The organism is Enterococcus sp. AAFC-DPL-5182, assembly GCF_058216605.1.
This window is the reverse complement of the sequence record NZ_CM177101.1, coordinates 2,578,661-2,602,070: the sequence shown is the minus strand read 5'-3', so window position 1 is coordinate 2,602,070 and position 23,410 is coordinate 2,578,661. Positions and strand designations below refer to the sequence as shown.

Sequence of the window (23,410 nt, the reverse complement as noted above, 5' to 3'; positions counted from 1 at the left end):
TACTCTTTGAGCAAATCACTGCAGAAAAAGAAGTAGGAAAATCTTATTCAAGATTTTCCTACTTCTTTTTGTTTTATGAACCAGAACTAACAAACGGGCTGATCAAACCAGCAAGTCCTTCGATATTTCTCGTTTGGATCATGATTGTACCTACACCGTGGAATTCATTGACCACGCCTTCACCTGTTGTAAACCCGAAAATGCCGGAAGCTACTTTAATAGAGTAGTCCAGTGATTCTGACCAAGCGACAACATGCTGATTATCAACAACAAATGGTTTGGTTCCATCTAAATGGATTTCTACGATATCACCATAGCTATTGATCAACAATGAACCTGAACCTGCTGTTTCCATCACGAATAAGCCGCCAGTACCGCCAAAAATTGCACCGCTAAGTTTTTGGCGCTTCATATTATAAGAAACAGAGGCATCACAAGCCAAAAATGCTCCTGTATTTAAACGCCAATGTTCTGCTCCCACTTGGAGTTCTTTGATTGCCCCTGGTGTTGCTGGTGCTAAAGCGACTTTAGCTGTGTCGGTCAAACCAGTTGCTTTTGTAATAAAAAAGCTTTCGCCACTAGACATTGAACGGCCTAATGCGCGGATTGCTCCACCTAAACCAGATTTTCCATTGCTATTCATTTTTCCTTCAAGATTGATCTCACTGTTATGATAAACCATTGCGCCACTTTCTAATTGAATGCTTTCACCAGTTTTTAAATCCACCTCTACTAATGGAAAAACGGTATTTTCGGTCATTTTGTAATCCATTAACCCAACCTCCTTTATAATTTCATCTACTAGTATAACGTATATCTAGTTGACTTTCTTCTGAATTTTTTTATTTTTCTAAAAAGAACTGAGCACGATAAAATACTATAATTAGTCAAATAAAGGTAAGGAATAGTAAAAATAATAATTGACTTGTTGGAAGGATGTTTTATAATAGAATAAAAGCAGGTGCTAAAAAATATTTTTTAGCCTTTATAAATATTTAGTTTTCTGGTTGTTGAATGAGAGGTGATCATTATAAATCAGATAGCAAACACAACCGCGGTTGTTTTATGTGGCGGAAAAAGTTCACGGATGGGATTTGATAAGTCGTTATTGCAGATAGACGGTGAGTTTATGCTTTTAAGAACTGTGAAGCAGCTCAAAAAAATTTTTACGGAAATTGTACTAGTGGCAGATAAAAAAGGCAAATTTCCAGTTGTTTTCTCACAAGTTGAAATCCTTGAAGATCACTATTTTGAAAAAGGACCTCTTGGTGGATTAGTGACAGCATTAGAGCAAATTGAAACAGAGTATCTATTTCTATTTGCATGTGATATTCCTAACTTGAATATTGATCTGATTAGAAAAATGGCGGAATCTATCGCAGCTCATGACATCGTTATTTATGAACAAAATGATCGCTTAGAACCTTTATTTGCTTTTTATCGTCGTTCTTGTTTACACGTTTTTAAACAGCAACTTCAGACAAATGATCGTCGTATTAGAAAAGAATTTGACCGATTTTTAGTAAAAGTGATACCTCTGGAATCGTGTGTTTCGTTAAAAAATGTAAACTCACCAAAAGAATTAGCATTATGGAGACAGTGAGAGTGAGCTGTATGAAAGGAGTTTAGGATGGATTTTGAAAGTAGCGAAGATGTTGTGACAAGTTTAGGCAATAAAGCGGTGGAAAAAAGTCAGTTATCTTTTTTTAGATTGAGTATATTAGGAATCATGGCTGGAGCTTTTATTGCATTGGGGTATTTGTCATTTATTAGGATTTCAGGGACGATGCCTAAAAGCTGGGGAGGGTTCTCAACATTTTTAGGTGGTTGTTTATTTCCAATTGGATTGGTAGCGCTTACTTTTGTTGGAGGTGAGTTAGCAACTGGAAATATGATGGTGATGACATTAGGTGTGTTGCAAAAAAAGATTAGTCGTACAAGTTTGCTCTACAATTGGTTGGTTGTGTTGGTTACTAATTGTATCGGCGGGTTTTTAGTAGCTTATTTCTTTGGACATGTTGTCGGATTAACGGAAGGAGCTTTTTTAGAAAAGACGCTTTCGGTTGCGCAAGCCAAGATCAGTGAGCCGCCGTTGGTAGCATTTATTTCAGGAATCGGTTGTAATATTTTTGTTTGTTTAGCAGTCTATCTTGGTGCAATGGGTAAAACATATCTTGGAAAAATGTTTGGTCTTTGGTTTCCAGTCATGGTGTTTGTAGTTTGCGGTTTTCAACATGTGGTAGCCAATGCGTTTATCGTACCGGCAGCAATTTTTACGACCGTTAGTAATATTCAGTGGTCAGAGTACCTTATTAACACATTCTTTGTTTTTTTAGGAAATGCTGTAGGAGGTAGTTTATTTCTAGCTGTTCCGTTGATGTTTGTAACAGCTGGAAAGAAGGAAGCGAGTGAGCCAGATGGTGTTTACGAAAAGTATTGAGATTCCTAACATGATCCAAATCGGTTCAACTGGGCGAAATAGTGGTAAGACAATGATTGCTAAACAGTTAATCACTGAAAATCATCAACGTTTTGCGATCTATGGTTTAAAAATCATTACAATCAGCGGGGCACGCGGCAAATGCCAACGTGGAGAAGCCGGCTGTGGTATTTGTACAAGTATTGATGAAGGGTATGAGCTGATAGAAGAGAGCAATTCTGGTGGATCAAAAGATACGATGCAGCTGTTAAAAGCTGGATGCAAGAAAGTATATCTCTTAAAAGTATTTCATGACCATTTGTTGGAAGGCTTTTTAACGTTCTTACAGTTTGTTCCAAGAGATACTTTGATCGTTTGCGAATCAAATTCAATTCGTGAGGTGGTCAAACCAGGATTGTTTGTCATGATGAATAATCAAAAGAGTATTAAAAAATCAGCAGCCAAGGTGATAGGTTTTGCAGATATTATTTTAGAGAATCCGAAGCTGCCAAATAGATTTAATCCTATAAAAACAACGAACGGTGTTCGATTTTCTCGCAAAAAGAAAGAAGATAGGAGAGAAAAAGTATGAGTTCATTAAGTTTGTCAGAAAAAGAAGCAATTATTTTAGAAAATGATTCAGATCCACAGCGTATATTGAACATGTTGATTGCGATTCAATATGCTTCAGAAGAAGGGTATATTGACGAAGAAACAGCTAAATTAGTAGCGGATCGATTGCATTTATCACAAGCTCGTGTGTATGAGATCTTAAGTTTTTACGCAATTTTGAAAACGGAACCACAAGCGAGATATGTATTGAAAATTTGTAATAGTACGCCTTGTCTATTTACTGGCGGAGATAGGTTAGCTGAGCTGCTAGAAATGATATTAGAAGTTCCAGAAGGCCAACCAACACCAGATGGATTGTTTATGTACCACAGCATTCCTTGTATTGGTGCCTGTGACCAGGGACCTGTGATCAAAATCAAAGATACTGTTTTTGGGAAGTTGACAGAGGCGAAAGTCTATCAATTGATCGATGACCTCCAGAGTGGACGTTATCAAGAACTATAGGGGGAAGAAAAATGATCAAACGAAATCAACAAGTTCTACTAGCGCGCATAAATAAAATGAAACAAGCGACAGATGTTGAAGAATATCAGAAGTATAATGGTTTTTCAGGGTTATTGAAAGCAATCGATATGGATAAAGAAACGATTTTAGATGAGTTGGATTTAGCTCATTTGCGAGGACGTGGCGGAGCAGCCTTTCCACTTGGAAAAAAATGGCGGCATTTATATGGAGCGAAAGGCGAGACAAAATATATCGTTTGTAATGCAGATGAAGGAGAACCAGGAACCTTTAAAGATAAAGCTTTGTTGGAACATGATCCATTGAGCGTGATCGAAGGAATGGTGATTGCAGGCTACTTATTTTCTGCTAAAGCCGGTTATATTTACATGCGGGGAGAGTATCGGCGAATTCAGAAAGTTTTTCAAGAAGCATTGGATAATGCTGAAAAAGCTGGTTTTTTGGGAGAGAATATTTTAGGAATCAAGGGGTTCAATTATAAAATCACGATTATTTCTGGTGCAGGAGCGTATGTTTGTGGAGAGAATTCAGCCTTATTAAATTCCATAGAAGGAAAAACCGGCAGACCAAGGGTGAAACCACCTCATTTAGCAGATGTTGGTTTGTATTTACAGCCTACTTTAGTGAACAATGTGGAATCTTTTGCAGGAATTCCTGTCATTTTACGTGAAGGAGGACAAGCCTTTCTTGATCTTGGGACCAAAGACGGCGGTGGAACGAAGTTGATTTGTTTATCTGGTCATATTAAAAATCGTGGCTTATATGAAGTAAACCTTGGAACACCACTGCAGGAAATTCTTTATTCTGAAGAATATGGAGGAGGTTCATCCACGGGTCACCCATTAAAATTTATTCATTTCGGAGGACAATCTGGGCCAATCGGAGCAGTTCAGAATCTTGATGCGTGTATTTATTCTTATGAAGGCTTGTGGGATAAAGATTTATCTGTTGGTTCGGGTGCCATCGTTGTGATGGATGATCAGGTGAGCGTTGTTGATTATTTAGTCCAAGTAGCGGCTTTTTTTGCCCATGAATCTTGCGGTAAATGTACGCCATGCCGTTTAGGAACGACACGCATCTTAGAGCTTCTAAAGAAATTCAATACTCAAACAGCAGTTACAGGTGATCTTGAACGGCTTGAAAAAATGTTGATGCATGTGACGAACCTTTCTGCTTGCGGATTAGGTCAATCTGTTGCCAATCCAATGAAAAGTGGTTTAGCTTATTTTCCAGAGGAATTTGAAGCAGGTGTCCGAGAAACAGCTGTGTCAGTAAAAGGGGGACTTTGGTAAGATGAACATGAAAATAAAAACAGCAACCGTCACCATGTCGATCGATGACCAAGAAATTACTGTTCCAAAAGGGACAACTGTTTTAGAAGCAGCAACGATGTTGAACATTGAAATTCCCACACTTTGTCACCTGAAAGAGTTAGCACCAGATGGCTCATGCCGTATGTGTACGATCGAAGTCGAAGGCGGACGAAAAGGTGGTTTAACAACAGCTTGTACAGCTCATTGTCAAGAAGGGATGGTGGTTTATACAGCATCTCCTAGAGTGAACGATTCTCGTCGTTTTGTCTTGGATCTCTTGTTGAGTAATCATAAATTAGAGTGTTTTTCATGCGGTAAGAATGGTGACTGTAAATTACAAGATTATTGTTTAGATTATGGAATCGACGACACTAGTTTTACGGATGGAAAGAGGATGCCTTGTCATCAAGAAGATACCAGTAACCCGTTTTTTGATTACGATCCAGAAAAATGTATCATGTGCAGACGTTGTTCCAAGGTTTGCCAATTACGCCAAGGACGTGATGTGATCAGCATTGCTCAACGTGGCTTTGATACAAAAATGACACCAAGTTATGGTGCAGCATTTGATCAGTCACTTTGTGAGTCTTGTGGGAATTGTGTTTCCGCTTGCCCAACAGGAGCTTTAGTCAGCAAGGACCACAAAGATTATCGAGAATGGGAAACGAAAAAAATTCCAACGACTTGTCCTCATTGTGGCACTGGTTGTCAGATGAATTTAATAGTGAAAAATAATAAGCTTGTTGGTGTTGAGCCAATCAATGGCGCAGCGAATAAAAATCTTCTTTGTGTCAAAGGAAAGTTTGCTTCATATAAATTTGTCGGCTCAGGAGATCGCTTGACGGAACCGTTGATCAAACGTAATGGCGTTTTTGAACCTGCTACTTGGGATGAAGCGTTGACTTTAGTTGCGGACAAATTTAGTCAGTTGAAGAGCGATCATGGGCCAGATTCATTGGCAGGTTTTTCTTGTTCTCGTTCGATCAATGAGGACAATTATGTCTTCCAAAAAATGATGCGGGCAGCTTTTGGGACCAATAATGTGGATAATTGCGCCAGAGTTTGTCATTCTGCTTCTGTACACGGTTTGGCTCATACACTTGGATCTGGTGCGATGACCAATCCAATCGCTGATATTACGACAGACGTAGAGGTAATTCTATTAGTTGGCTCAAATCCAGAAGAAGCACATCCTGTCATCGGATCACAAATTCGTCAAGCGATGCAACGTGGAGCTAAAGTGATCGTAGTTGATCCTCGTAAAATTGATTTAGCGAAAAATTGCGAGCTTCATTTACAAATTCAAGCTGGCACAAATGTGGCTTTTGCCAATGGAATGATGCATGTGATATTAAAAGAAGGCTTGGCTGATCATGCCTTTATTGAAGAAAAAACAGAGGGCTTTGAAGCACTGGAACGAATAGTTGCAGAGTATACGCCTGAAAAAGTTGCTGAAATTTGTCATATTAAAGCAGAGGATTTAATCAAAGCCGCTAGATTGTATGCTACCGCAGAAAAAGCACCTATCATCTATTGTTTAGGAGTGACTGAGCATTCTACTGGGACAGAAGGAGTTATGAGCATGTCAAATATGGCAATGCTTGTAGGGAAAATCGGTAAACCAGGTTGCGGTGTCAACCCTCTGCGTGGTCAAAATAATGTGCAGGGTGCCTGTGATATGGGGTGTATGCCCTATGATTTTCCTGGCTATCAAAAAGTTGCAAACCCGCAAGTGATGGAGAAATTTGAAAAAGCATGGGGAGTAACTTTGAATAAAAATGTCGGAATGACGTCAACTCAAGTGTTGCCTGCTGCGACAAAAGGCGAGATCAAAGGTTTATATATTTTTGGTGAAGATCCAATCGTGACAGATCCAGATACGAATCATGTGCGCAAAGCTTTAGAAAATTTAGAGTTCTTTGTTGTTCAAGAATTGTTTATGACGGAAACTGCGGCCTATGCGGATGTGGTATTGCCAGGTATCAGTTACGCTGAAAAAGACGGCACATTTACAAATACCGAAAGGCGCGTCCAAAGAGTACGTAAAGCTGTTGAACCAAAAGGAGCTGCAAGAGAAGACTTTGACATTTTCTGTGACGTGATGACTCGTTTAGGTTATCCTTGTCATTATGATTCAGCCAAGGAGATCATGGATGAAATTGCCGCAGTGACACCTACATTTGGTGGAATCAACTATGAGCGTTTAGAAGAAACCGGTGGTCTGCAATGGCCTTGTAGAACCATAGATGATCCTGGTACACCGATTATGCATGTTGGCGAATTCACTCGCGGCAAAGGCTTGTTTATGGCAATTCCGTATAAGAAATCTAGAGAATTACCTGATGAAAGTTATCCGTATTTAATGTCTACAGGGAGAATGCTGTATCACTACAATACGCGAGCAATGACTGGGCGGACAGAGGGAATCAATCAAATTGCCAATCGTTCTTATATTGAAATCAACACGGTAGATGCTGACCGTTTAGGCATTGAAGAAGGGGATAAAGTAAAAGTTAAATCTAGAAGAGGAACAATTGAAACGTATGCTGCTGTAGGCAATCGAGTTTTTCCTCAAGAAGTATTTATGACGTTTCATTTTCCAGATGGGAATGTCAATGAACTGACCAATGCTGAATTTGATGATATTGCGATTATTCCTGAATACAAGGTGTGTGCAGTTGATATTTCACCAATCAAGTAAAAGGGAGTTGAGCCAATGATTGAAGTCGAAGAAGCTAAGGCAAAAATCCAACAAGTATCCACTCAGCAAAAAAAAGTAGAGACTGTTTCTATTTTAGAGGCTTTAGGTCGAGTCTGTGCCGAAGATATTCGAGCAAAAATAGCTGTTCCTCATTTTCCAAGAGCTGGGATGGATGGTTATGCAGTCGTAGCATCGGAAACACAAGGAGCTAGTATGGAGCAACCAGTTTGCTTAACTGTCATTGATTCGATTTTTGCGGGTGATTCAGAACATGATTTTGTAAAAAGGCAAAGGACTGCAGTTAAAATCATGACAGGTGCGCCGATCCCAACTGGCTATGATGCAGTTATCAAACAAGAATGGACAGACTACGGTGATACACAAGTCAAGATCTATCAAACAAGCAAAGCTGGTGATAATTATGGCGCAGTGGGTGAAGATGTTCAGCTTGATCAAAAAGTTATTTCTCAATATCAATTGATCAACAGTCGAGCTGTTGGCATATTAGCTGCACAGGGAATAAAGGAAATTCGTGTTCTAGCTCCAATGAAAATCGGGATTTTAGCTACAGGTAGTGAGTTGGTTTCTTTAGGAACACCACTAACTTCTGGAAAAATTTATGACAGTAATTTGTATACATTAGCGGCTTTTATCCAATCAAGTGGTAGTCAAATTATTTTCAAAGAGCATTGTTCAGATACTATTGCTGAGCTTTCTCGCTTGATCCATGAAAAAATAGAAGAAGTCGATTTGTTGATCACAACAGGCGGTGTATCTGTCGGAGAAAAAGATTATGTTCCCCAAGTGATCCAGCAACTGGGAGGAGAGCAGTTGTTCCACTTTGTGAATATGAAACCAGGAACGCCTGTGATGGCAAGCTTGTATAAGAAACGAGTTATTTTAAGTTTGTCAGGAAATCCGTTTGCTTCGGTGGTCAATCTTCATTTATTTTATTGGTCAACATTGGCTCATTTTATGAAGTGTACAGAGTTAAACTTGGAGAAACGTGAAGTCCAATTGATGGAGGCATTAAAGCCGTCAAGGATTCGTCGTTTTATTCGAGCATATGAAAAAGACGGTGTTGTTTCTTTAGTCTCGAAATTACATTATTCATCTGTTTTTCATAATACACTTGAAACGAACTGCTTGATTGATCAACCTGCTAAAAAGGAATTCAAAAAGGGCGATTACGTGATGGTTTATTATTGGAAATTTTAGAGAAGTACTAGGTATTGTTGTTTACACTAGTTAGTCAGGATTAAAGCTGTGAAACAAAAGGGAATGTCATTTTTGTTTCACAGCTCTTTTAATTTTTTTGTTTCTAAAAAAAATTATTTATATCAGATTGTTTTTTTTTAGCTATAGTGATAAACTTAAGCTAAAGAGAATGTTACGTAGTTAACAATCTGTAAATGAAAGCGTTTTAAGGAGTGTTTAAATGAATAAGCCTTTGCAATTTACTCACATAAACGAACAAGGAAACGCACGTATGGTAGATGTTTCTGAAAAGAAAACGAGTACACGGATAGCGACCGCTTATGGAGAAATCCATATGAACAAAGAAGTGGCTGATAGTATCAAAAATCAAACAATAAAAAAAGGTGAAGTCCTTCAGGTAGCAAGAGTAGCTGGAATCATGGCAGCAAAGAAGACGTTTGAATTGATTCCGCTTTGTCATGTCTTAGCTTTAAGCAAGTGTGAAGTAGTATTCAACTGGAAAACGGATCAAATTTTAACGGTTCACTGTGTAACGAAGACAGTTGCTCAAACAGGGGTGGAAATGGAAGCGCTGATGGGAGCAAATATTGCGTTATTAACGGTTTATGACATGTGTAAAGCTCTTGATCGTGAAATGAAGATCACAAATGTTTGTTTAGTCGAAAAATCCGGTGGAAAAAGTGGACACTTTATTTCTAAAAGCCATGTGACCGATGAATAAAAAGGCAAAAGGAGCACAACTAAAATGAAGGATTCTTTTAATCGTGAAATTGACTATGTTCGATTATCTGTAACGGATCGTTGCGATCTTCGTTGTACTTATTGTATGCCGGCTACAGGTATGTGTTTTCTCAAAAAATCAGAAATGTTAAGCTTTGATGAAATTCTTTTTTTACTCACGAATCTTGCTGATCTAGGAATCAAAAAAGTGAAAATCACCGGTGGCGAACCACTGACTAGACCAGATACCGTTGCGTTGATCAAAGCAATCAAAACAATCAAAGGGATTGAAAAAGTAACTTTAACCACGAATGGTATTCAACTCGCAAGATATGCTAGTGCCTTAAAAGAGGCTAAATTAGATGGAATTAACATCAGTATCGATACGCTTGATCCAGATGAATTTCATGAGATTACCAGAGTAGGTGAGTTGAAAAGGGTGCTGGCGGGTTTGAAAAAAGCAATAGAGGTGGATTTGCCTAATATTAAAGTCAATACTGTTGCTAGAGGAGAACTGACTGATGAAGAAATTTGTGAAATCGCTTCTCTTGCTAAATCTGATGCAATCCATGTTCGTTTTATCGAATTGATGCCGATTGGACTGGGGAAAGGTTGCCCAGGCAAAACGCAAGAAGAGATTATGTCGATATTACAGACAACTTATGGTGAATTGCACCCTTTTGACCAACAATTAGGTAATGGGCCTGCAAGCTATTTTTCTTTAACAGGCTTTAAAGGGAAAATTGGATTTATCAGTGCCTTAGGACATTGCTTTTGCGCAGAGTGTGATCGAATTCGTGTCACCGCTGATGGTTGTTTGAAAACCTGTCTACATATGGATGATGGATGTGAACTGAAAGAAGCCTTACAGACGAAAAACAAAGAATTATTATTCGAACAAGTGCTTTCAGCGATTCAAAAAAAACCTGAGAAACATCATTTTCTTGAGAGTCAAGGCGATTCTCGGTTAATGTCACAAATTGGAGGGTAAAGGATTATGGCAGTCGGAGAAATTATCGGAATCAATATTAGTGAACGACGAGGTACACAGAAAAAAGAGATTCCAGAAGTAGACTTAGTAAAAGGGTTTGGATTAGAAAATGACGCTCATGGCGGCAACTGGCATCGCCAAGTCAGTTTATTGTCCTTTGAGAAAATCACAGAATTTAATGAACGAGGAGCACGTGTTGGTAATGGTGCTTTTGGTGAAAATATTATTGTATCAGGTATTGATTTACGTTTATTACCTGTAGGTAGCCAGATTCGGATCGGTGAAGCAGCTTTAGTGGTGACTCAAATTGGGAAGGAATGCCATAAACATTGTCAGATATACGCGCGTGTAGGTGATTGTATCATGCCTAGAGAAGGCATTTTTGCAGTTGTTGTTGAAGCAGGTCATATTAAAAAAGGAGATAGACTTGAAGTTGTATAAAATAGGGATCATTACACTAAGTGATAAAGGCTATCAAGGTCTTCGGGAAGATGAATCAGGTAAAATCATAAAACAGTTGGTCGCTGATAAATTTGAGGTGGTTAGACAAACTATTTTGCCAGATGAAGCAGCAGATCTAAAAGCTTTATTAATGGAGTGGTGTAATATGTGTGATTTGATTTTAACGACTGGAGGGACCGGATTAGGCGTTCGTGATATTACACCAGAAGCAACCTTAAGTGTAGCAGAAAAAACGATTCCGGGTATTAGTGAAGGAATGCGCATGTCCAGTATTCAAAAAACACCATTTGCTATGCTGAGCCGAGGGGTTGCTGTGCAGCGAGGGAAAACCTTGATTATCAATTTGCCTGGAAACCCTAAAGGTGTAAGTGAAAATTTGACCTATGTATTGCCTATTTTACCTCATGCTTTGGATATTTTAACTGATCGAAAAACAGAGCATTAAGCGGAGGAAACACAAATGAAAGTTGTAAAAACGATTGATGCACAAGGCTTGATTTTATGTCAAGATATTACCAAAATCGTTAGAGGAGAGTATAAGGGGGCTATCTTTTCTAAGGGACATCAAGTGACCTCAGAGGATATTCCTGTATTACTTTCACTAGGAAAAGAACATTTATTTTTAGAATCTGAGGAGTCAAATTTGATCCACGAAAATGAAGCTGCTGATTTTTTATATCAGTTAATCTCAGGGGAATTTATGCAACCGACACCTGTTACAGAAGGCAAAATTGAAGTGGTCGCTGAATTAGATGGATTGTTAAAAGTAAATAAAGAGCTTTTATTTAAGCTGAATTCAATCGACAAAATCGCTATTGCGACGTTGAAAAACAATCAAAAAGTAACTGCTGGCCAAAAACTGGCTGGGACACGGATTATTCCTTTAAAAATTGAGTCAGAGAAATTAATGAATGCAGAACACTTGGTTGGCAAAAAAAAGATTTTATCGTTAATTCCGTTTAAACCTGTAACGGTTGGGATCGTTACAACAGGGAGTGAAGTGTTTAATGGATTGATTGAAGATTCTTTTACACCAGTAGTGAAAGAAAAACTGTCTCATTATCCGAGTGCTACAATCAAATTTCATGAAATTGTAAGTGACGATCCTGCACTGATCACAAAAGCAATTGAAGAAATGATAGATAAAGGAGCGGATGTTATTCTTTGTACAGGTGGCATGAGTGTCGATCCAGATGATCGCACGCCGCTAGCAATCAAGCAAACAGGGGCTGATATTATTTCCCACGGTACACCTGTTTTACCTGGGTCAATGCTATTGATTGCCTACTTAGGTGAAAAAACAATTGTGGGCTTACCTGGGGGAGTTATGTTTTCCAAGCGGACCGTTTTTGATTTACTCCTGCCGAAAATAATCGCTCAAGACAAAATAACCAAAGAAGAAATCGCTCATTTGGGTTACGGTGGCTTTTTATAAAAAAGCATTGTAGGAGGAGAAATAATGAAACAACATCGGAAAGTAAGTGTTCTGGCGTTATTATTACTGGTATTTTTAGTTGTATCGGGTTGTACATCAAATGAGAAAAAAACAACTGTTTCAACTAATTCCAGTAACTCAGCTGAGGAGCATCATTTATTGATCGCAGCTGCAGCAAGTCTTGAGTCGGTCATGGAAAAACAAATTATTCCCGCATTCATTAAAGAAAATCCAGGGACAATAATTGAAGGGAATTACGACAGTTCTGGAAAATTACAGTCACAAATTGAGAAAGGCTTGGAAGCAGATATTTTCTTTTCAGCTGCTACAAAGCAAATGGATGCGTTAGTCTCACAAGAAATGATCGATAAAGATAGCGTCACACCTTTACTACAAAATCAATTAGTGATGATCATACCAAGCTCTTCAGATGCTGATTGGAAGGATTTTAGTGATTTGAAGAAAGCAGAAATGATTGCAGTAGGTGATCCTGCTAGTGTTCCTGCCGGTCAATACGCTGAAAAAGGGTTAAAAGCGTTAGGCGATTGGGAGTATGTCAAGGAGCATGCTAGTTTTGGGACAAATGTAACAGAGGTTTTAAATTGGGTTGCACAAGGTAGTGCGCAAGCTGGTCTAGTTTATACTACAGATGCCGCATCAAATGATAAAGTAAAAGTCGTAGCAGGTTTACCAGAAGATGCCTTAAATGAACCAATTATTTATCCAGTTGGTATAGTTGAAAAGTCAAAAGAAAAAGCAATGGCAGAAAAATTCCTCACCTTTTTGGAAAGTAAAGAAGTGACTAAATACTTTGAAGATATTGGGTTTATTATAAATAAGTAGGTGGGTATGATGGATTTGAGTCCGATCATTATTTCGTTTCAAACAGCAATCATGGCGATAATCTTTACTTTTCTTAGTGGAACGGTAATTGCTTATCTGGTTTTTCGTATCAAGCATCATGGATTGAAAATCTTGTTCAACAGTTTATTCACCTTACCGCTGGTGTTGCCACCAACGGTTTTTGGTTTCTTTTTATTGGATATTTTTGGCGTTCAGCAGCCGATTGGTCGATTTCTATTGGATTTTTTTGCGGTAAAAGTTGTTTTTTCCTGGACTGCTACAGTGATTGCAGCAGTTGCAGTGTCATTTCCTTTGATGTACCGCTCGGCCATTGCGGCTTTTGAACAAATCGATCCTGAAATCATTGCTGCAGCTCAAACATTAGGTTTTTCAGAACGAAAAATATTTTTGAAAATTGCCTTGCCTCTAGCGATCAATGGGCTTTTAGCAGGGGGTGTGTTGGCTTTTGCTCGCGGATTAGGAGAATTTGGTGCTACAACCATGTTAGCAGGAAATATTGCTGGAAAAACACGAACACTTCCTTTAGCAATTTATTCAGCGGTTGCAGCAGGTGATTGGGCTTTGGCGCAAAAATACGTTGCAATCATCGTGATCATTTGTTTGTTGATTCTATGTTTAACGGAGCTGTTTAGCAGAAAAGCTAGGAGGACACAAGCATGAAACTGTTTGTTGATATTCAAAAAAAATTACGAGATCATCTGTTGACTGCAAGCTTTGAAATAGAGGCAACAACACTTGGTATTTTAGGGGCATCCGGTTGTGGGAAAAGCATGCTGCTTAAATGTATTGCTGGTATTGAAACCCCAGATTTAGGCCGTATTCAGCTAGGCGATCGTGTGTTGTTTGATCAGGAAAATAAGATCGATTTACCACCGCAACAACGTAAAGTTGGTTTACTTTTTCAACAATATGCACTATTTCCTCACTTAACAGTCTATAAAAATTTAACGAGTGTGACCAAAGATTCGCAATTGATCGTAGAGCTGTTGCACATGTTTCATTTAGAAAATGTAAAAAACAGTTATCCTAGACAGCTTTCAGGTGGACAAAAGCAAAGAGTAGCTTTAGCGCGTATGTTGGCATCAGAACCTGAGTTGTTATTATTGGACGAACCATTTTCAGCGTTAGATACATCGTTAAAAGAAGAACTTCAGCTTGAATTACAAAGGCATCTGAAGGATTTCAAAGGTAACGTGTTGATCGTTAGTCATAGTTTGGATGAACTTTACCGACTTTGTCCATCACTTGTGGTCATGACTGAAACTGGTTTGATCAAAGGCGAAACAATGGATGTATTTAAACAACCTCGAACGATTGAAGCGGCTCGACTAACTGGCTGTAAAAATATATTCCCTGTTAAACGAATTGACTCTCATACCGTTCAAGTTAGTGGGTGGGAAACGCCATTAACAGTTGCTAAAAAAGTGCCGATAGATTGTCGTTATATTGGTATTCGAGCACATGATCTGCTGCTTGATGAGATTGAAGTCAATCAGGTAGAAGTAAAATATGTCACTAGCCAGCAAACACCGTTTGAACAAAACGCTTGGTTTACTTGTAAAGAAATCGATCTTTGGTGGAAAGGCAGTAAGCAGATTGACGCCAGTAAAGTCAACAGATTTAGTCTTGCACCGGAGGCAATCATGGTTTTAAAATAAGGGAGAAATTGGTTCGGTAAAGATTCAGTTGATTTGCACCCAAATGTTTGCCATTACAGCAGACAATTTGGGTGCTTATTCTATTTGGCCGAAAATAGCCTTCTAACTTTATTCACATATTGTTCATTGAAATGACAAGTCTGTATCTATTGCTTAATGCTAAAATAGTAATTGGAAGATTGTAGAGAGAAAAAGCAATCAAGAATAATAGGAGAAAGATAAAAATGGGGAAGATTTTAGAAATCAAAGGAGTAACCAAATATTTTGGTGAACAGCAAATTTTAGATGAACTTGATTTTTCGTTGGATGAGCCCAAAATCATTGCTTTAGTAGCACCAAATGGCACAGGGAAAACAACGTTATTAAATAGCATTGCAAACATTGATCCAATCAATTCAGGGACGATTCAGATATTTGAACAACCGAATACAGATTATCGCTTATTTTATAAAATGTCTTATTTACAAGATGCTTCTATTTTATATGGAAATTTAACTGGCTGGGATCATTTGGAATTTGTTCGTAAAGAACAAGGAAAATCAAAAGAAGAACTTCAGCAATTAGTCATAAAGCTGGGAATTGCTGATTACTTAAAAAAGAAAGTCAAACATTATTCTTTAGGAATGAAGCAACACATACTGTTAGCGTTATCTTTGATCAACCAACCTGAGTTACTTTTGATGGATGAACCGTTAAATGGCTTAGACCCAGATAGTATTATCAAAGTACGAAATATTATTCGAACATTAGCTAATCAAGGTGTATCGATGATTATTTCTTCTCATAATCTTGAGGAGATTGAAAAAGTGACAGACCATGTGCTCTTTCTCTATAAAGGGAAATTAATTAGCAAAGAAGAGGTTATGATCGATACCATAGAGTATATGATCGTTTTAAAAGATCTCGAAAAAGCACTCTCTTTTTTATCACGAATCGAAGTCGTATGCACCAAACTCTCTGAGTATAAGCTAGTCGGAACATTTTCTAAACAGCAATTTAATGTGTTTCAATCTTTTTGCAAAGAGCAGGAAATAGAATTATTTGATTGTCAGGCGACAAATGGTCAGTTAGAATCTGTGTATTTTAATTTATATGGTAAAAATCAGTGGAGTTCATTATGAATTTTGAATGGAAAAAATGGATCAAAAATCCTAAAAATATTATTTTAATCGGTTTAGCTACACTGTCGATTTTTGTCTCCTTAATGAATCTTTATTATAAGAATCTAGGAGAAGATCAAGCTGTTTTTAACCACTTAAAAGAACTTAATGATGAAATCGATCCACCGCAAGGATACACTGGACCAAAGGAAAATTACAAATTATTACTGCTTTTAGATGAGAACGGGGAGTTTCCTTCTAACAAAGAGCAGGCGCTTCAAAAAATCTTGATCGATATTATTTATTTGTTAGAAGATGAACACACTGCTCAGTTGGAGAAAAAGTGGATTGAAAAAACCAAGATTCAAACGGAGCGCTTAACATTACAGCAGAAATATCTGGATCTTGGTGGAGAACCTTGGCGCAATGAAACCAATATTGCTGAACAGCTGGCTCGTAATCGATGGCTTCTTGATCGAAAAATTCCTATTTCAAACTTAGAGATAGGACAACAAGGTTTTTATTTTGTCTATTATTTGCTGAATCATTGGATGAATTTTTTTATAGTGATCATGATCGGTTTATGCTTTTTTGACTTTTTAACAAGCGAATATGAACGGAAAAATTATTTATTCATGGTAGCACAACCAATCAATACTAAAAGATTTTTCCAGCGCAAATATGTTATGGCAGTCAGTATTTTTGTTGGTGGTTTGTTAGTGTTACTAGCTTTAGGTTTTATCGTAGCAAGTTTGATACATGGAACAGGTTCATTGATGTATCCGATAGCTGTCTATCAAGGAACAACTTTTAAGCTGATCCCGCTGTGGAACTTTTTGATTAAAACGATCAGCTTACAATTACTCTTTATCACATGTGCAATCAGTTTCTTATTATTGTTGTCTAAATGGTTGAAAAATGCTTTAGAAGTACTTGGATTATTTCTGGTTATTCTGTTTATTCCAATCATTTTAGAAAAGCTGATTCCCAAAATACATGCAATCAGTCTTATTCTGCCTTTTTTCTATATGGATACGAATACTAAAATAGTCGAAATAACTGGTAGCTTTTCATCTTCTTACGCTATTCAATTGGTCGTTTTAATCAGCTGGAATCTTATTTTAACTCTGATTTGGCAACTAAATTGGAGGGAGAAAAAAAGATGAATCTAATTTTGTTTGAAGGAAAGAAAACATGGCAAACGCGAAAAACCTATTTATTTTTGCTATTAGGACTTTTGATGATCGTTATTTTATTTGTATTTAATGGCTATCTGGGACAAAAAGAAAACGATGATATAGCTTCAGTGATAGGGAATAAAACAGACGTTATGGGGCAAAGTAGTTATAGTGCTGAAATCGATCAATTTCTGAAAGAGACGAATCAAAATATAGAAGCACAAGAAGATGGCTTTCGTACCGCTGCCGATCAGGGGAAATCATTAGATGGGAAATTAACTCTACCAACGTATCCGTTTTATCGGACGGTGTTAAACGACGAGTTAGTAAAACATAAAATACCTCCTCAATCGATGCGTTACGGAGTAAGAAATACGATTTTTACAGCAATCTTATTGTCTTATTTGGCGAGTGGTTTTGGTATAGTCTGGTTGTTATTGCTGTTTGGTGACAGCTTAACTAAGGAGATCGAAGAGCAAAGTATGTACTTCTATTTTTCTCAACCTGTAAAGAGAGATCACTTCTATTTTACTAAGTACGTTTTGGCATGGCTACAGTCAGTGTTGGTGATGGGGATTGTATTAGTTTTTGGCTTTGTGGTGGCAACTCTGTTCTCAGGCGGAAGTTCGTTTGATTATCCAGTGATTGTTTTTACAGAAAAGTCGATGACAATGATTCCAATCATTCAATACATCGGGCAAGTATTTTTGATGTTTATGTTTGTTTTAGCATTTTGTTTTGCCCTTCACTTTTTGGTCAGTCTTTTGTTGAAGAAAACAAGTTTTAGCTTAGTTGTTACACTGCTAATTTTATTTGAAGGCTATACTTTAAGTACGTTGAACAATGAATTTATGAGAAAAATCGCCCAGTTTAATCCTTTTACATATTTGAACGTGAGTCGATTATTTGTGGGGTACGATTTTCGCTCATTTGAGTTATTTGCAATTGAAAATCAAGAGTATTACGCTAACTGGTGTTTGCCACGAACATTGCATAATGATCAGATCAATAGTGTAAATGGTCTTTTTGTTTTAAGTGTTGGGACTATGATGTTATTATCTCTAGGCTATTTTAGCTTTAAGAAAAATGTTCATCGGTGGAAAATTTAAAAACGGGAGTGAATCGTGTTGAAAGAAGAAAAATTTATTCAATATGTTACTGTAGCACTTAAAAATTTAGGGTACACTAAAGCTAGTATCTTTAATGTTGAAGGAGAAATAAAAAGATTGCTAAAACGCTATTCTACTGAAGAAATCAAGACTAAAATAGAAAAAATGAAATAGTTTTTTTCTATTATATTATGGAAAAAGAAGCTATACAAAACAAGATAAAAATTATAGATAAATAAAATTTTGAAATCTAATTGCTTTTTTTGAAAGATAGTCAGGATGAAAAAAGAAGGAATTTGTTTTAAATAACTAAAAATAGGACAAAAAAACGAATAAAAGCTTCCGATTATCTGTTATAATCGGAAGCTTTATTTGTCATTTTTAGGATAACGAAGCTTTCTAAAACACATACTACTATTTAAATAGTAAGGTGTCAATAGATTTTTTTTGAATAAAAAAAAGATTTTTCATCTTTTTTTAAAATAAACGTGTTTTTGGAGTGGTTTATTTAATAGAATAACAAGTAATAGGGGTTTTTAGCCGTCAGTTTAGCCGTCAAATTATTGAAATAGGAAGGATTGAAATTAAATGACTAGAAGAGGAGAAAATATTTATAAAAGAAAGGATGGACGTTGGGAAGGAAGGTACGCAAAAGGCAGAAAAAAAAATGGCACTATTCATTATGGTTACATTTATGGGCATAAATATAAAGAAGTCAAACAACGCTTAATTCATTTAAAGTCGACACAACAAAATGTTGATGAGCTTTTTATCAAAAAATATGAAGGAACGTTAAGTGAATGGTCGGCTTATTGGCTAAAAGAAATTAAAGCTGATGTTAAGCCTAGTACGTATAGTAGTTATTCTACCAAGATGACACACCATATTTTACCTGTTCTTGGTGATCAACCGATTGATAAGATCAAAAAAAATCAAGTGGAGTTTTGGTTAAACTCATTGCGGGATAAATTGTCAATCAGCTCAATTCACGCAACGTATAGAGTTTTAAGAAGTTGCCTAAACTATGCAGTCAAACGATCTTTGCTTGTGAAAAATCCTTGTACAGAGATTCAGCTGCCTAGACAAAAATCAAGTACAGTACAAAGTTTGACAAAACAAGAACAAAAAAGACTTGAAAAAGAAGCCAAACAACATAAAGCTGGCCTACCGATTTTGATTGCTTTAGAAACGGGAATGAGAATTGGAGAGATTGCTGGCTTAAAATGGCAAGACATCGATTTTTTTGAGCAAGTAATCAGAGTGAAACGAACGTTACAACGAGTGGCTACCGAAGGAGCAAAACAAAAAACAAAGTTAGTTGAGCTTTCGCCAAAAAGCAGTAGTTCTGTTCGCATTATTCCCTTGTCTCAGAACATGTGTTATTTGCTTCAAAAAATACAAACCGAAGCACAAAGTGATTATGTAGTTGGGAAAAGAAAAGCCTTAGAACCTCGAGTGATCAATTATCATTTTAAACAAATCAGTCAAAAAGCCCAGCTTCCGCCTGTTCATTTTCATGCCTTGAGACATACTTTTGCTACTCGCTGCTTAGAAAATGGTGCGACTGTCGCAACAATCAGTGATTTATTAGGGCATAGTTCAATAAAAATGACGTTGGATACATATATTAGTTCTTTTTTGACTGAGAAGAGAAAAGCGATAGATTCTGTCAGCTCGCTCTAACATATCATGCTGCTGATATGTTAGAGCCGTCATCTCGCCGTCAAATGAGATAGACGAAGTGATTGTATCAAGGTTTTAATCGGCATTGTCTTGTTATAACAGATAATAAGATAAAAATGTACAAAAAATATTAATATAAGCTATTGGAATTATCTTTGATAGTATACTGCAAAAACAAAAGGATGTGAAAAGATATGTACGCAATTGGGGTACTTTCAGATAAACAAATGATACGAGAAAAGCAACAAGAACGATTCCTTACTGATTTTGATATTACCGTCCATGATTTAGAAAAGGCAGAACTAACCTCTCTTCAAGGGATCATTCTTCCAAAAAATGAACATGTTCAAATAGAAAAATTATTTCAGTGGTTGATTAAAGTGAGAGAAAGTACATTAAAACCAATTTGGATTTTAGCAAGTGAGCCCTTAGGGACTGAAAAGATCCTCTATTTAAAATTAGGTGTGACAGGTTTTCTATTGGAAACAGATTCCTTTGAAGAAATCGCTTGGACGATAAAAAATGGACTGCTTTCTATGTGTAAAGAAGAGGCTGAAGTAGATAAAAACCGTATTTTTTACCTAGATTCGTCAAGTTTTACCGTTTTGATTGATGGTAAAAAGATAATACTGACAAAATTAGAGTTCATGTTGCTAGATTACTTATATACATCTGTAAATACGGTGCGAACCTATGAGGAAATTGCCAACTATTTATGGGAAAAAAAAGAATCAGCACCGAAATACCGAGTAGCCAATTTAATTTTCCACGTTCGTCAAAAAATAGAAACGATTGACAAAAAATACGCAGATATGATTAAAACAGTTCGATCAAAAGGATATATTTTAACATTTCCAAAAGAGCTTATTGATTAACAAAAATATAAAAAAACATCCAATTCCTTTATCTTCCCCAATAGTTGTTTCATTGAAAGGAGGGATGCAAAAATTTTTGAGTAATTATTAAAATAGAAAGGAGGAAAAAAATGAGAAGAAAAAGAAAGGTTCAAATTGGAATAGCGACGGTGATTACTGGACTTGCTATTGGCCTGTTTTATTTTACTATGAATAGAAATGATAAATTAATGGCAGCCCCGCCAATTGGGTATTCGGATTTTATCACAACTCCTGGTGTGAATACAATTGATATCAATGCTACGTCAAAAGTTGAGATTTCAGGAGATTATTCATTAAAATTTCGGATATCAGATAAAATCATCTATGAACCTGTAGGTGCATCAAAAGTTGAAGATATCATAAGCAAAGACACATTTCCAACTTCTTCGGATAAACATAACTTCAGAGGAAAAAGTCAGGTTATTAGTTTTAACCCTAAAGACGAAGCCCTATACCCAGAGCGCGCTGTTTGGGTTAGAAGAGCGGGTATCTATAAAGGTAGAGATATTGATATCAAGATGGTTATTGATAAATTGAATTTTCAATATGTCTCTGGTTATCCAGGTGGCGGCTATCCAGATGCAAACTTTTTTGCTTTAGATTCTAGTGAACGTAAGCTATACAATAGCTATTTAACTGCCAGCGGTTCCCCAATCCTTTGGGAAAAAGCTTTCTTAATGATGGGTGGGAAAAGTGGTTCCGCTAATATGAACGATCAACAGTCAAGTAATCTTTCAGAATATTATAGTAAGGATGATACAATTTCCTATCATTATGAATTTTATGATTCTGAAACAAAGCTACCATTGACAGTTAAAGGAATTTGGAATTACAACAATATTAACATGGCAAAACGGATCAAGACAGACTTTGATGGTGACTTTAGTAGAATTTTTGTTTCGACAGATGCTGACGAAAATCTGGGCTATCAACTGGGACCATCACCTATTGAAACGATCAATATTTCAGGGGCTGCGAATATTCTTGATAAAAGTTATACCAGATTAGATAAGATGTTTCAAGGGACAACGTATACGACTGCATTTTCAGCTAATAGAAGTACACCAATGCTAGTAATGTATGAAACTGAATCACTAGCTCGAATTGCCCCTGCAAAACCAGTCGTCATCGGCAATACGAATAGTCAAACGCACAAAGACCCTGATTATCTAAATCTAAACTACACCATCATTCAAGATGTGGCGGATAATCGACTTGTCAATCGTAATAATAAATTTGTGATCGAAACAACTGTTCCAGATTATTATGATATTGACTTAACAAAAATAAAAGTTAGTTCATACGGAAATACAGATGATTTGACTAATTTATTTACAATTTCGGTTGATTCAGATAATTCAAGTAAGTTACTGCTAACTGCTAAAGATCCAACCACAGATGAATTCAATGGGAAGGTCTTCGATATCAAAGTTTCAGCAAAACCAAACAGCACATTCAAATTTGATAAAGCTGCCTATAATTACCAAACGGGTGGTAAAGACGATGGCAATATGTTGTTTGAACAAGGCTTATCTACCAAAATTCACTATGAGGTCAATGACAGTGTGACCGGTGTGGTCGTCCACAACAAAGATATCGCGTCAGAAATTACAGAGGATTCATTAGCAAAAGTACTGTATGAAGGGATTCCAGATGGAGATCCCAAAAAGGACCTGACATTCCCGAAAGACACCGATTTTTCAACGATAAACCAGCAAACAACCTATCTTGATAATCTTCGTGTAGATACAGAGAATGCGATAGATGAACCAGTCACTGTGACTTATAAAGATGGTAAGCTTCCTGATTCATCTATTCTTGGATCCCAAAAGGTAATGCTAATTTTAACAACAGCCAAAGGCGTTAGTGTTGAAAAAGAAGTGACTATTATTATCACTGATATCAGTGCAACCTTGACTGTTAAATTTATCGGAGAAATAAACAATGAATTGCATGTACCGATTACATTAGAGGGAAATACACTAGATAAAGTTGACCTGACAATCGATAAATCGGTTCAAACGATTGTTTCTGATTTAGTGGCGAAAGGTTATACAAAATTGTCTTGGGATAATGCTGAACCCGAAAATGCAACGCCCTATGCAGCAGGAACTGTTACCTATAAATTTCAAGGAAATTTAGCATTAGATTCGGTTCCAGCAACTTTGAATTTTGGCAAACTAACCTATGACGCTAAAACAAAACGCGTAGAAAATCCTGTTTTCAAAGAAAAACTGGTCGTTTCAGATACACGAGCAAATCCAACTCAAGGCTGGCATTTGACCGCAACGCTGACCAGTCCGATGACAAATAATAAGGGTGAAGAATTAGTCAATGCTCTTCGATATGTAGAACAAGGAAAAGAAACGATTCTCGACACAAATGCGCAAGTTGTCTATGCCAATAACGAAGGGAAAGATGGTAAATTTACGGTTAGTGATTCATGGGGGACAGCCCAAGGAACAGATGGCATAAAGCTTCAAATGAATTCTTCTGATACTGTGTACACTGGAGATTATATTGGAACGATTACTTGGAAGATTATGGCTGGCCAACCATAGAAGGGGG

General features: G+C 37.0%; 23 protein-coding genes. 22 read left to right on the top strand and 1 reads right to left on the bottom strand.

The window, feature by feature from the left end; genetic code table 11:
- Positions 1-73 precede the first annotated feature (73 nt).
- Positions 74-772 carry a TIGR00266 family protein gene (locus tag AC4BB7_RS12115; RefSeq protein ID WP_086313763.1) on the bottom strand — a complete coding sequence of 233 codons (699 nt, stop codon included), beginning with the start codon at positions 770-772 and terminating at the stop codon, positions 74-76.
- 249 nt (positions 773-1,021) lie between these two features.
- Here AC4BB7_RS12115 and mobA point away from each other — a divergent pair, with 249 nt between their 5' ends.
- From mobA to AC4BB7_RS12005, 22 genes are all read left to right on the top strand, one after another.
- Entirely contained in the window at positions 1,022-1,603 is a 582-nt protein-coding gene (gene mobA, locus AC4BB7_RS12110; RefSeq protein WP_490483195.1) for a molybdenum cofactor guanylyltransferase, read from the top strand.
- Positions 1,604-1,630: 27 nt separating this feature from the next.
- The gene (locus tag AC4BB7_RS12105; RefSeq protein ID WP_490483194.1) at positions 1,631-2,440 is read left to right on the top strand and encodes a formate/nitrite transporter family protein; all 810 of its coding nucleotides are present in this window, start codon (positions 1,631-1,633) and stop codon (positions 2,438-2,440) included.
- The gene (locus AC4BB7_RS12100; RefSeq protein ID WP_490485149.1) at positions 2,418-3,011 is read left to right on the top strand and encodes a hypothetical protein; all 594 of its coding nucleotides are present in this window, start codon (positions 2,418-2,420) and stop codon (positions 3,009-3,011) included. The genes AC4BB7_RS12105 and AC4BB7_RS12100 overlap by 23 nt, the downstream gene beginning before the upstream one ends.
- Positions 3,008-3,496, top strand: a complete 489-nt coding sequence (locus AC4BB7_RS12095; RefSeq protein WP_086313760.1) for an NADH-quinone oxidoreductase subunit NuoE family protein — start codon at positions 3,008-3,010, stop codon at positions 3,494-3,496. Before AC4BB7_RS12100 ends, AC4BB7_RS12095 begins: the two co-directional genes overlap by 4 nt.
- An 11-nt stretch (positions 3,497-3,507) precedes the next feature.
- The gene (locus AC4BB7_RS12090) at positions 3,508-4,806 is read left to right on the top strand and encodes a complex I 51 kDa subunit family protein (protein ID WP_490483193.1); all 1,299 of its coding nucleotides are present in this window, start codon (positions 3,508-3,510) and stop codon (positions 4,804-4,806) included.
- 1 nt (position 4,807) lies between these two features.
- On the top strand, positions 4,808-7,528 hold the full coding sequence (fdhF, locus tag AC4BB7_RS12085) for a formate dehydrogenase subunit alpha (RefSeq protein WP_490483192.1): 2,721 nt from the start codon (positions 4,808-4,810) through the stop codon (positions 7,526-7,528).
- A 15-nt stretch (positions 7,529-7,543) separates the two neighbouring features.
- Complete coding sequence (locus AC4BB7_RS12080; RefSeq protein WP_490483191.1) at positions 7,544-8,746, top strand: molybdopterin molybdotransferase MoeA; 1,203 nt, start codon at positions 7,544-7,546, stop codon at positions 8,744-8,746.
- Positions 8,747-8,966: 220 nt separating this feature from the next.
- Positions 8,967-9,467, top strand: coding sequence for a cyclic pyranopterin monophosphate synthase MoaC (moaC, locus tag AC4BB7_RS12075; RefSeq protein ID WP_086313757.1), 501 nt, complete (start codon positions 8,967-8,969; stop codon positions 9,465-9,467).
- A gap of 24 nt (positions 9,468-9,491) precedes the next feature.
- Positions 9,492-10,457 carry a GTP 3',8-cyclase MoaA gene (moaA, locus tag AC4BB7_RS12070; RefSeq protein WP_490483190.1) on the top strand — a complete coding sequence of 322 codons (966 nt, stop codon included), beginning with the start codon at positions 9,492-9,494 and terminating at the stop codon, positions 10,455-10,457.
- A gap of 6 nt (positions 10,458-10,463) precedes the next feature.
- On the top strand, positions 10,464-10,898 hold the full coding sequence (locus AC4BB7_RS12065) for an MOSC domain-containing protein (protein WP_086313755.1): 435 nt from the start codon (positions 10,464-10,466) through the stop codon (positions 10,896-10,898).
- The gene (locus AC4BB7_RS12060; RefSeq protein WP_086314321.1) at positions 10,891-11,364 is read left to right on the top strand and encodes a MogA/MoaB family molybdenum cofactor biosynthesis protein; all 474 of its coding nucleotides are present in this window, start codon (positions 10,891-10,893) and stop codon (positions 11,362-11,364) included. The genes AC4BB7_RS12065 and AC4BB7_RS12060 overlap by 8 nt, the downstream gene beginning before the upstream one ends.
- Before the next feature lie 15 nt (positions 11,365-11,379).
- Positions 11,380-12,354, top strand: a complete 975-nt coding sequence (locus AC4BB7_RS12055) for a molybdopterin-binding protein (RefSeq protein WP_490483189.1) — start codon at positions 11,380-11,382, stop codon at positions 12,352-12,354.
- 21 nt (positions 12,355-12,375) lie between these two features.
- Positions 12,376-13,197 (top strand): molybdate ABC transporter substrate-binding protein, encoded by an 822-nt coding sequence (modA, locus tag AC4BB7_RS12050; RefSeq protein WP_490485148.1) that lies wholly within the window; start codon positions 12,376-12,378, stop codon positions 13,195-13,197.
- Between the two features lie 9 nt (positions 13,198-13,206).
- Positions 13,207-13,878 (top strand): molybdate ABC transporter permease subunit, encoded by a 672-nt coding sequence (modB, locus tag AC4BB7_RS12045; RefSeq protein ID WP_490485147.1) that lies wholly within the window; start codon positions 13,207-13,209, stop codon positions 13,876-13,878.
- Entirely contained in the window at positions 13,875-14,876 is a 1,002-nt protein-coding gene (locus AC4BB7_RS12040) for a sulfate/molybdate ABC transporter ATP-binding protein (RefSeq protein WP_490483188.1), read from the top strand. Before modB ends, AC4BB7_RS12040 begins: the two co-directional genes overlap by 4 nt.
- Before the next feature lie 224 nt (positions 14,877-15,100).
- Positions 15,101-15,997: an ABC transporter ATP-binding protein gene (locus AC4BB7_RS12035; protein ID WP_490483187.1), complete on the top strand. Its 897-nt coding sequence runs from the start codon at positions 15,101-15,103 to the stop codon at positions 15,995-15,997.
- On the top strand, positions 15,994-17,142 hold the full coding sequence (locus AC4BB7_RS12030) for an ABC transporter permease (RefSeq protein WP_490483186.1): 1,149 nt from the start codon (positions 15,994-15,996) through the stop codon (positions 17,140-17,142). Before AC4BB7_RS12035 ends, AC4BB7_RS12030 begins: the two co-directional genes overlap by 4 nt.
- A complete protein-coding gene (locus AC4BB7_RS12025) occupies positions 17,139-18,263 on the top strand; it encodes an ABC transporter permease (RefSeq protein WP_490483185.1) in 1,125 nt (374 codons plus the stop codon). Before AC4BB7_RS12030 ends, AC4BB7_RS12025 begins: the two co-directional genes overlap by 4 nt.
- A gap of 18 nt (positions 18,264-18,281) precedes the next feature.
- The gene (locus AC4BB7_RS12020) at positions 18,282-18,437 is read left to right on the top strand and encodes a hypothetical protein (protein ID WP_490483184.1); all 156 of its coding nucleotides are present in this window, start codon (positions 18,282-18,284) and stop codon (positions 18,435-18,437) included.
- Between the two features lie 414 nt (positions 18,438-18,851).
- The gene (locus AC4BB7_RS12015; RefSeq protein WP_490483183.1) at positions 18,852-19,946 is read left to right on the top strand and encodes a tyrosine-type recombinase/integrase; all 1,095 of its coding nucleotides are present in this window, start codon (positions 18,852-18,854) and stop codon (positions 19,944-19,946) included.
- Between the two features lie 194 nt (positions 19,947-20,140).
- Positions 20,141-20,821: a winged helix-turn-helix domain-containing protein gene (locus AC4BB7_RS12010; protein WP_490483182.1), complete on the top strand. Its 681-nt coding sequence runs from the start codon at positions 20,141-20,143 to the stop codon at positions 20,819-20,821.
- Positions 20,822-20,931: 110 nt separating this feature from the next.
- The gene (locus AC4BB7_RS12005) at positions 20,932-23,403 is read left to right on the top strand and encodes a WxL domain-containing protein (protein ID WP_490483181.1); all 2,472 of its coding nucleotides are present in this window, start codon (positions 20,932-20,934) and stop codon (positions 23,401-23,403) included.
- Positions 23,404-23,410 lie beyond the last annotated feature (7 nt).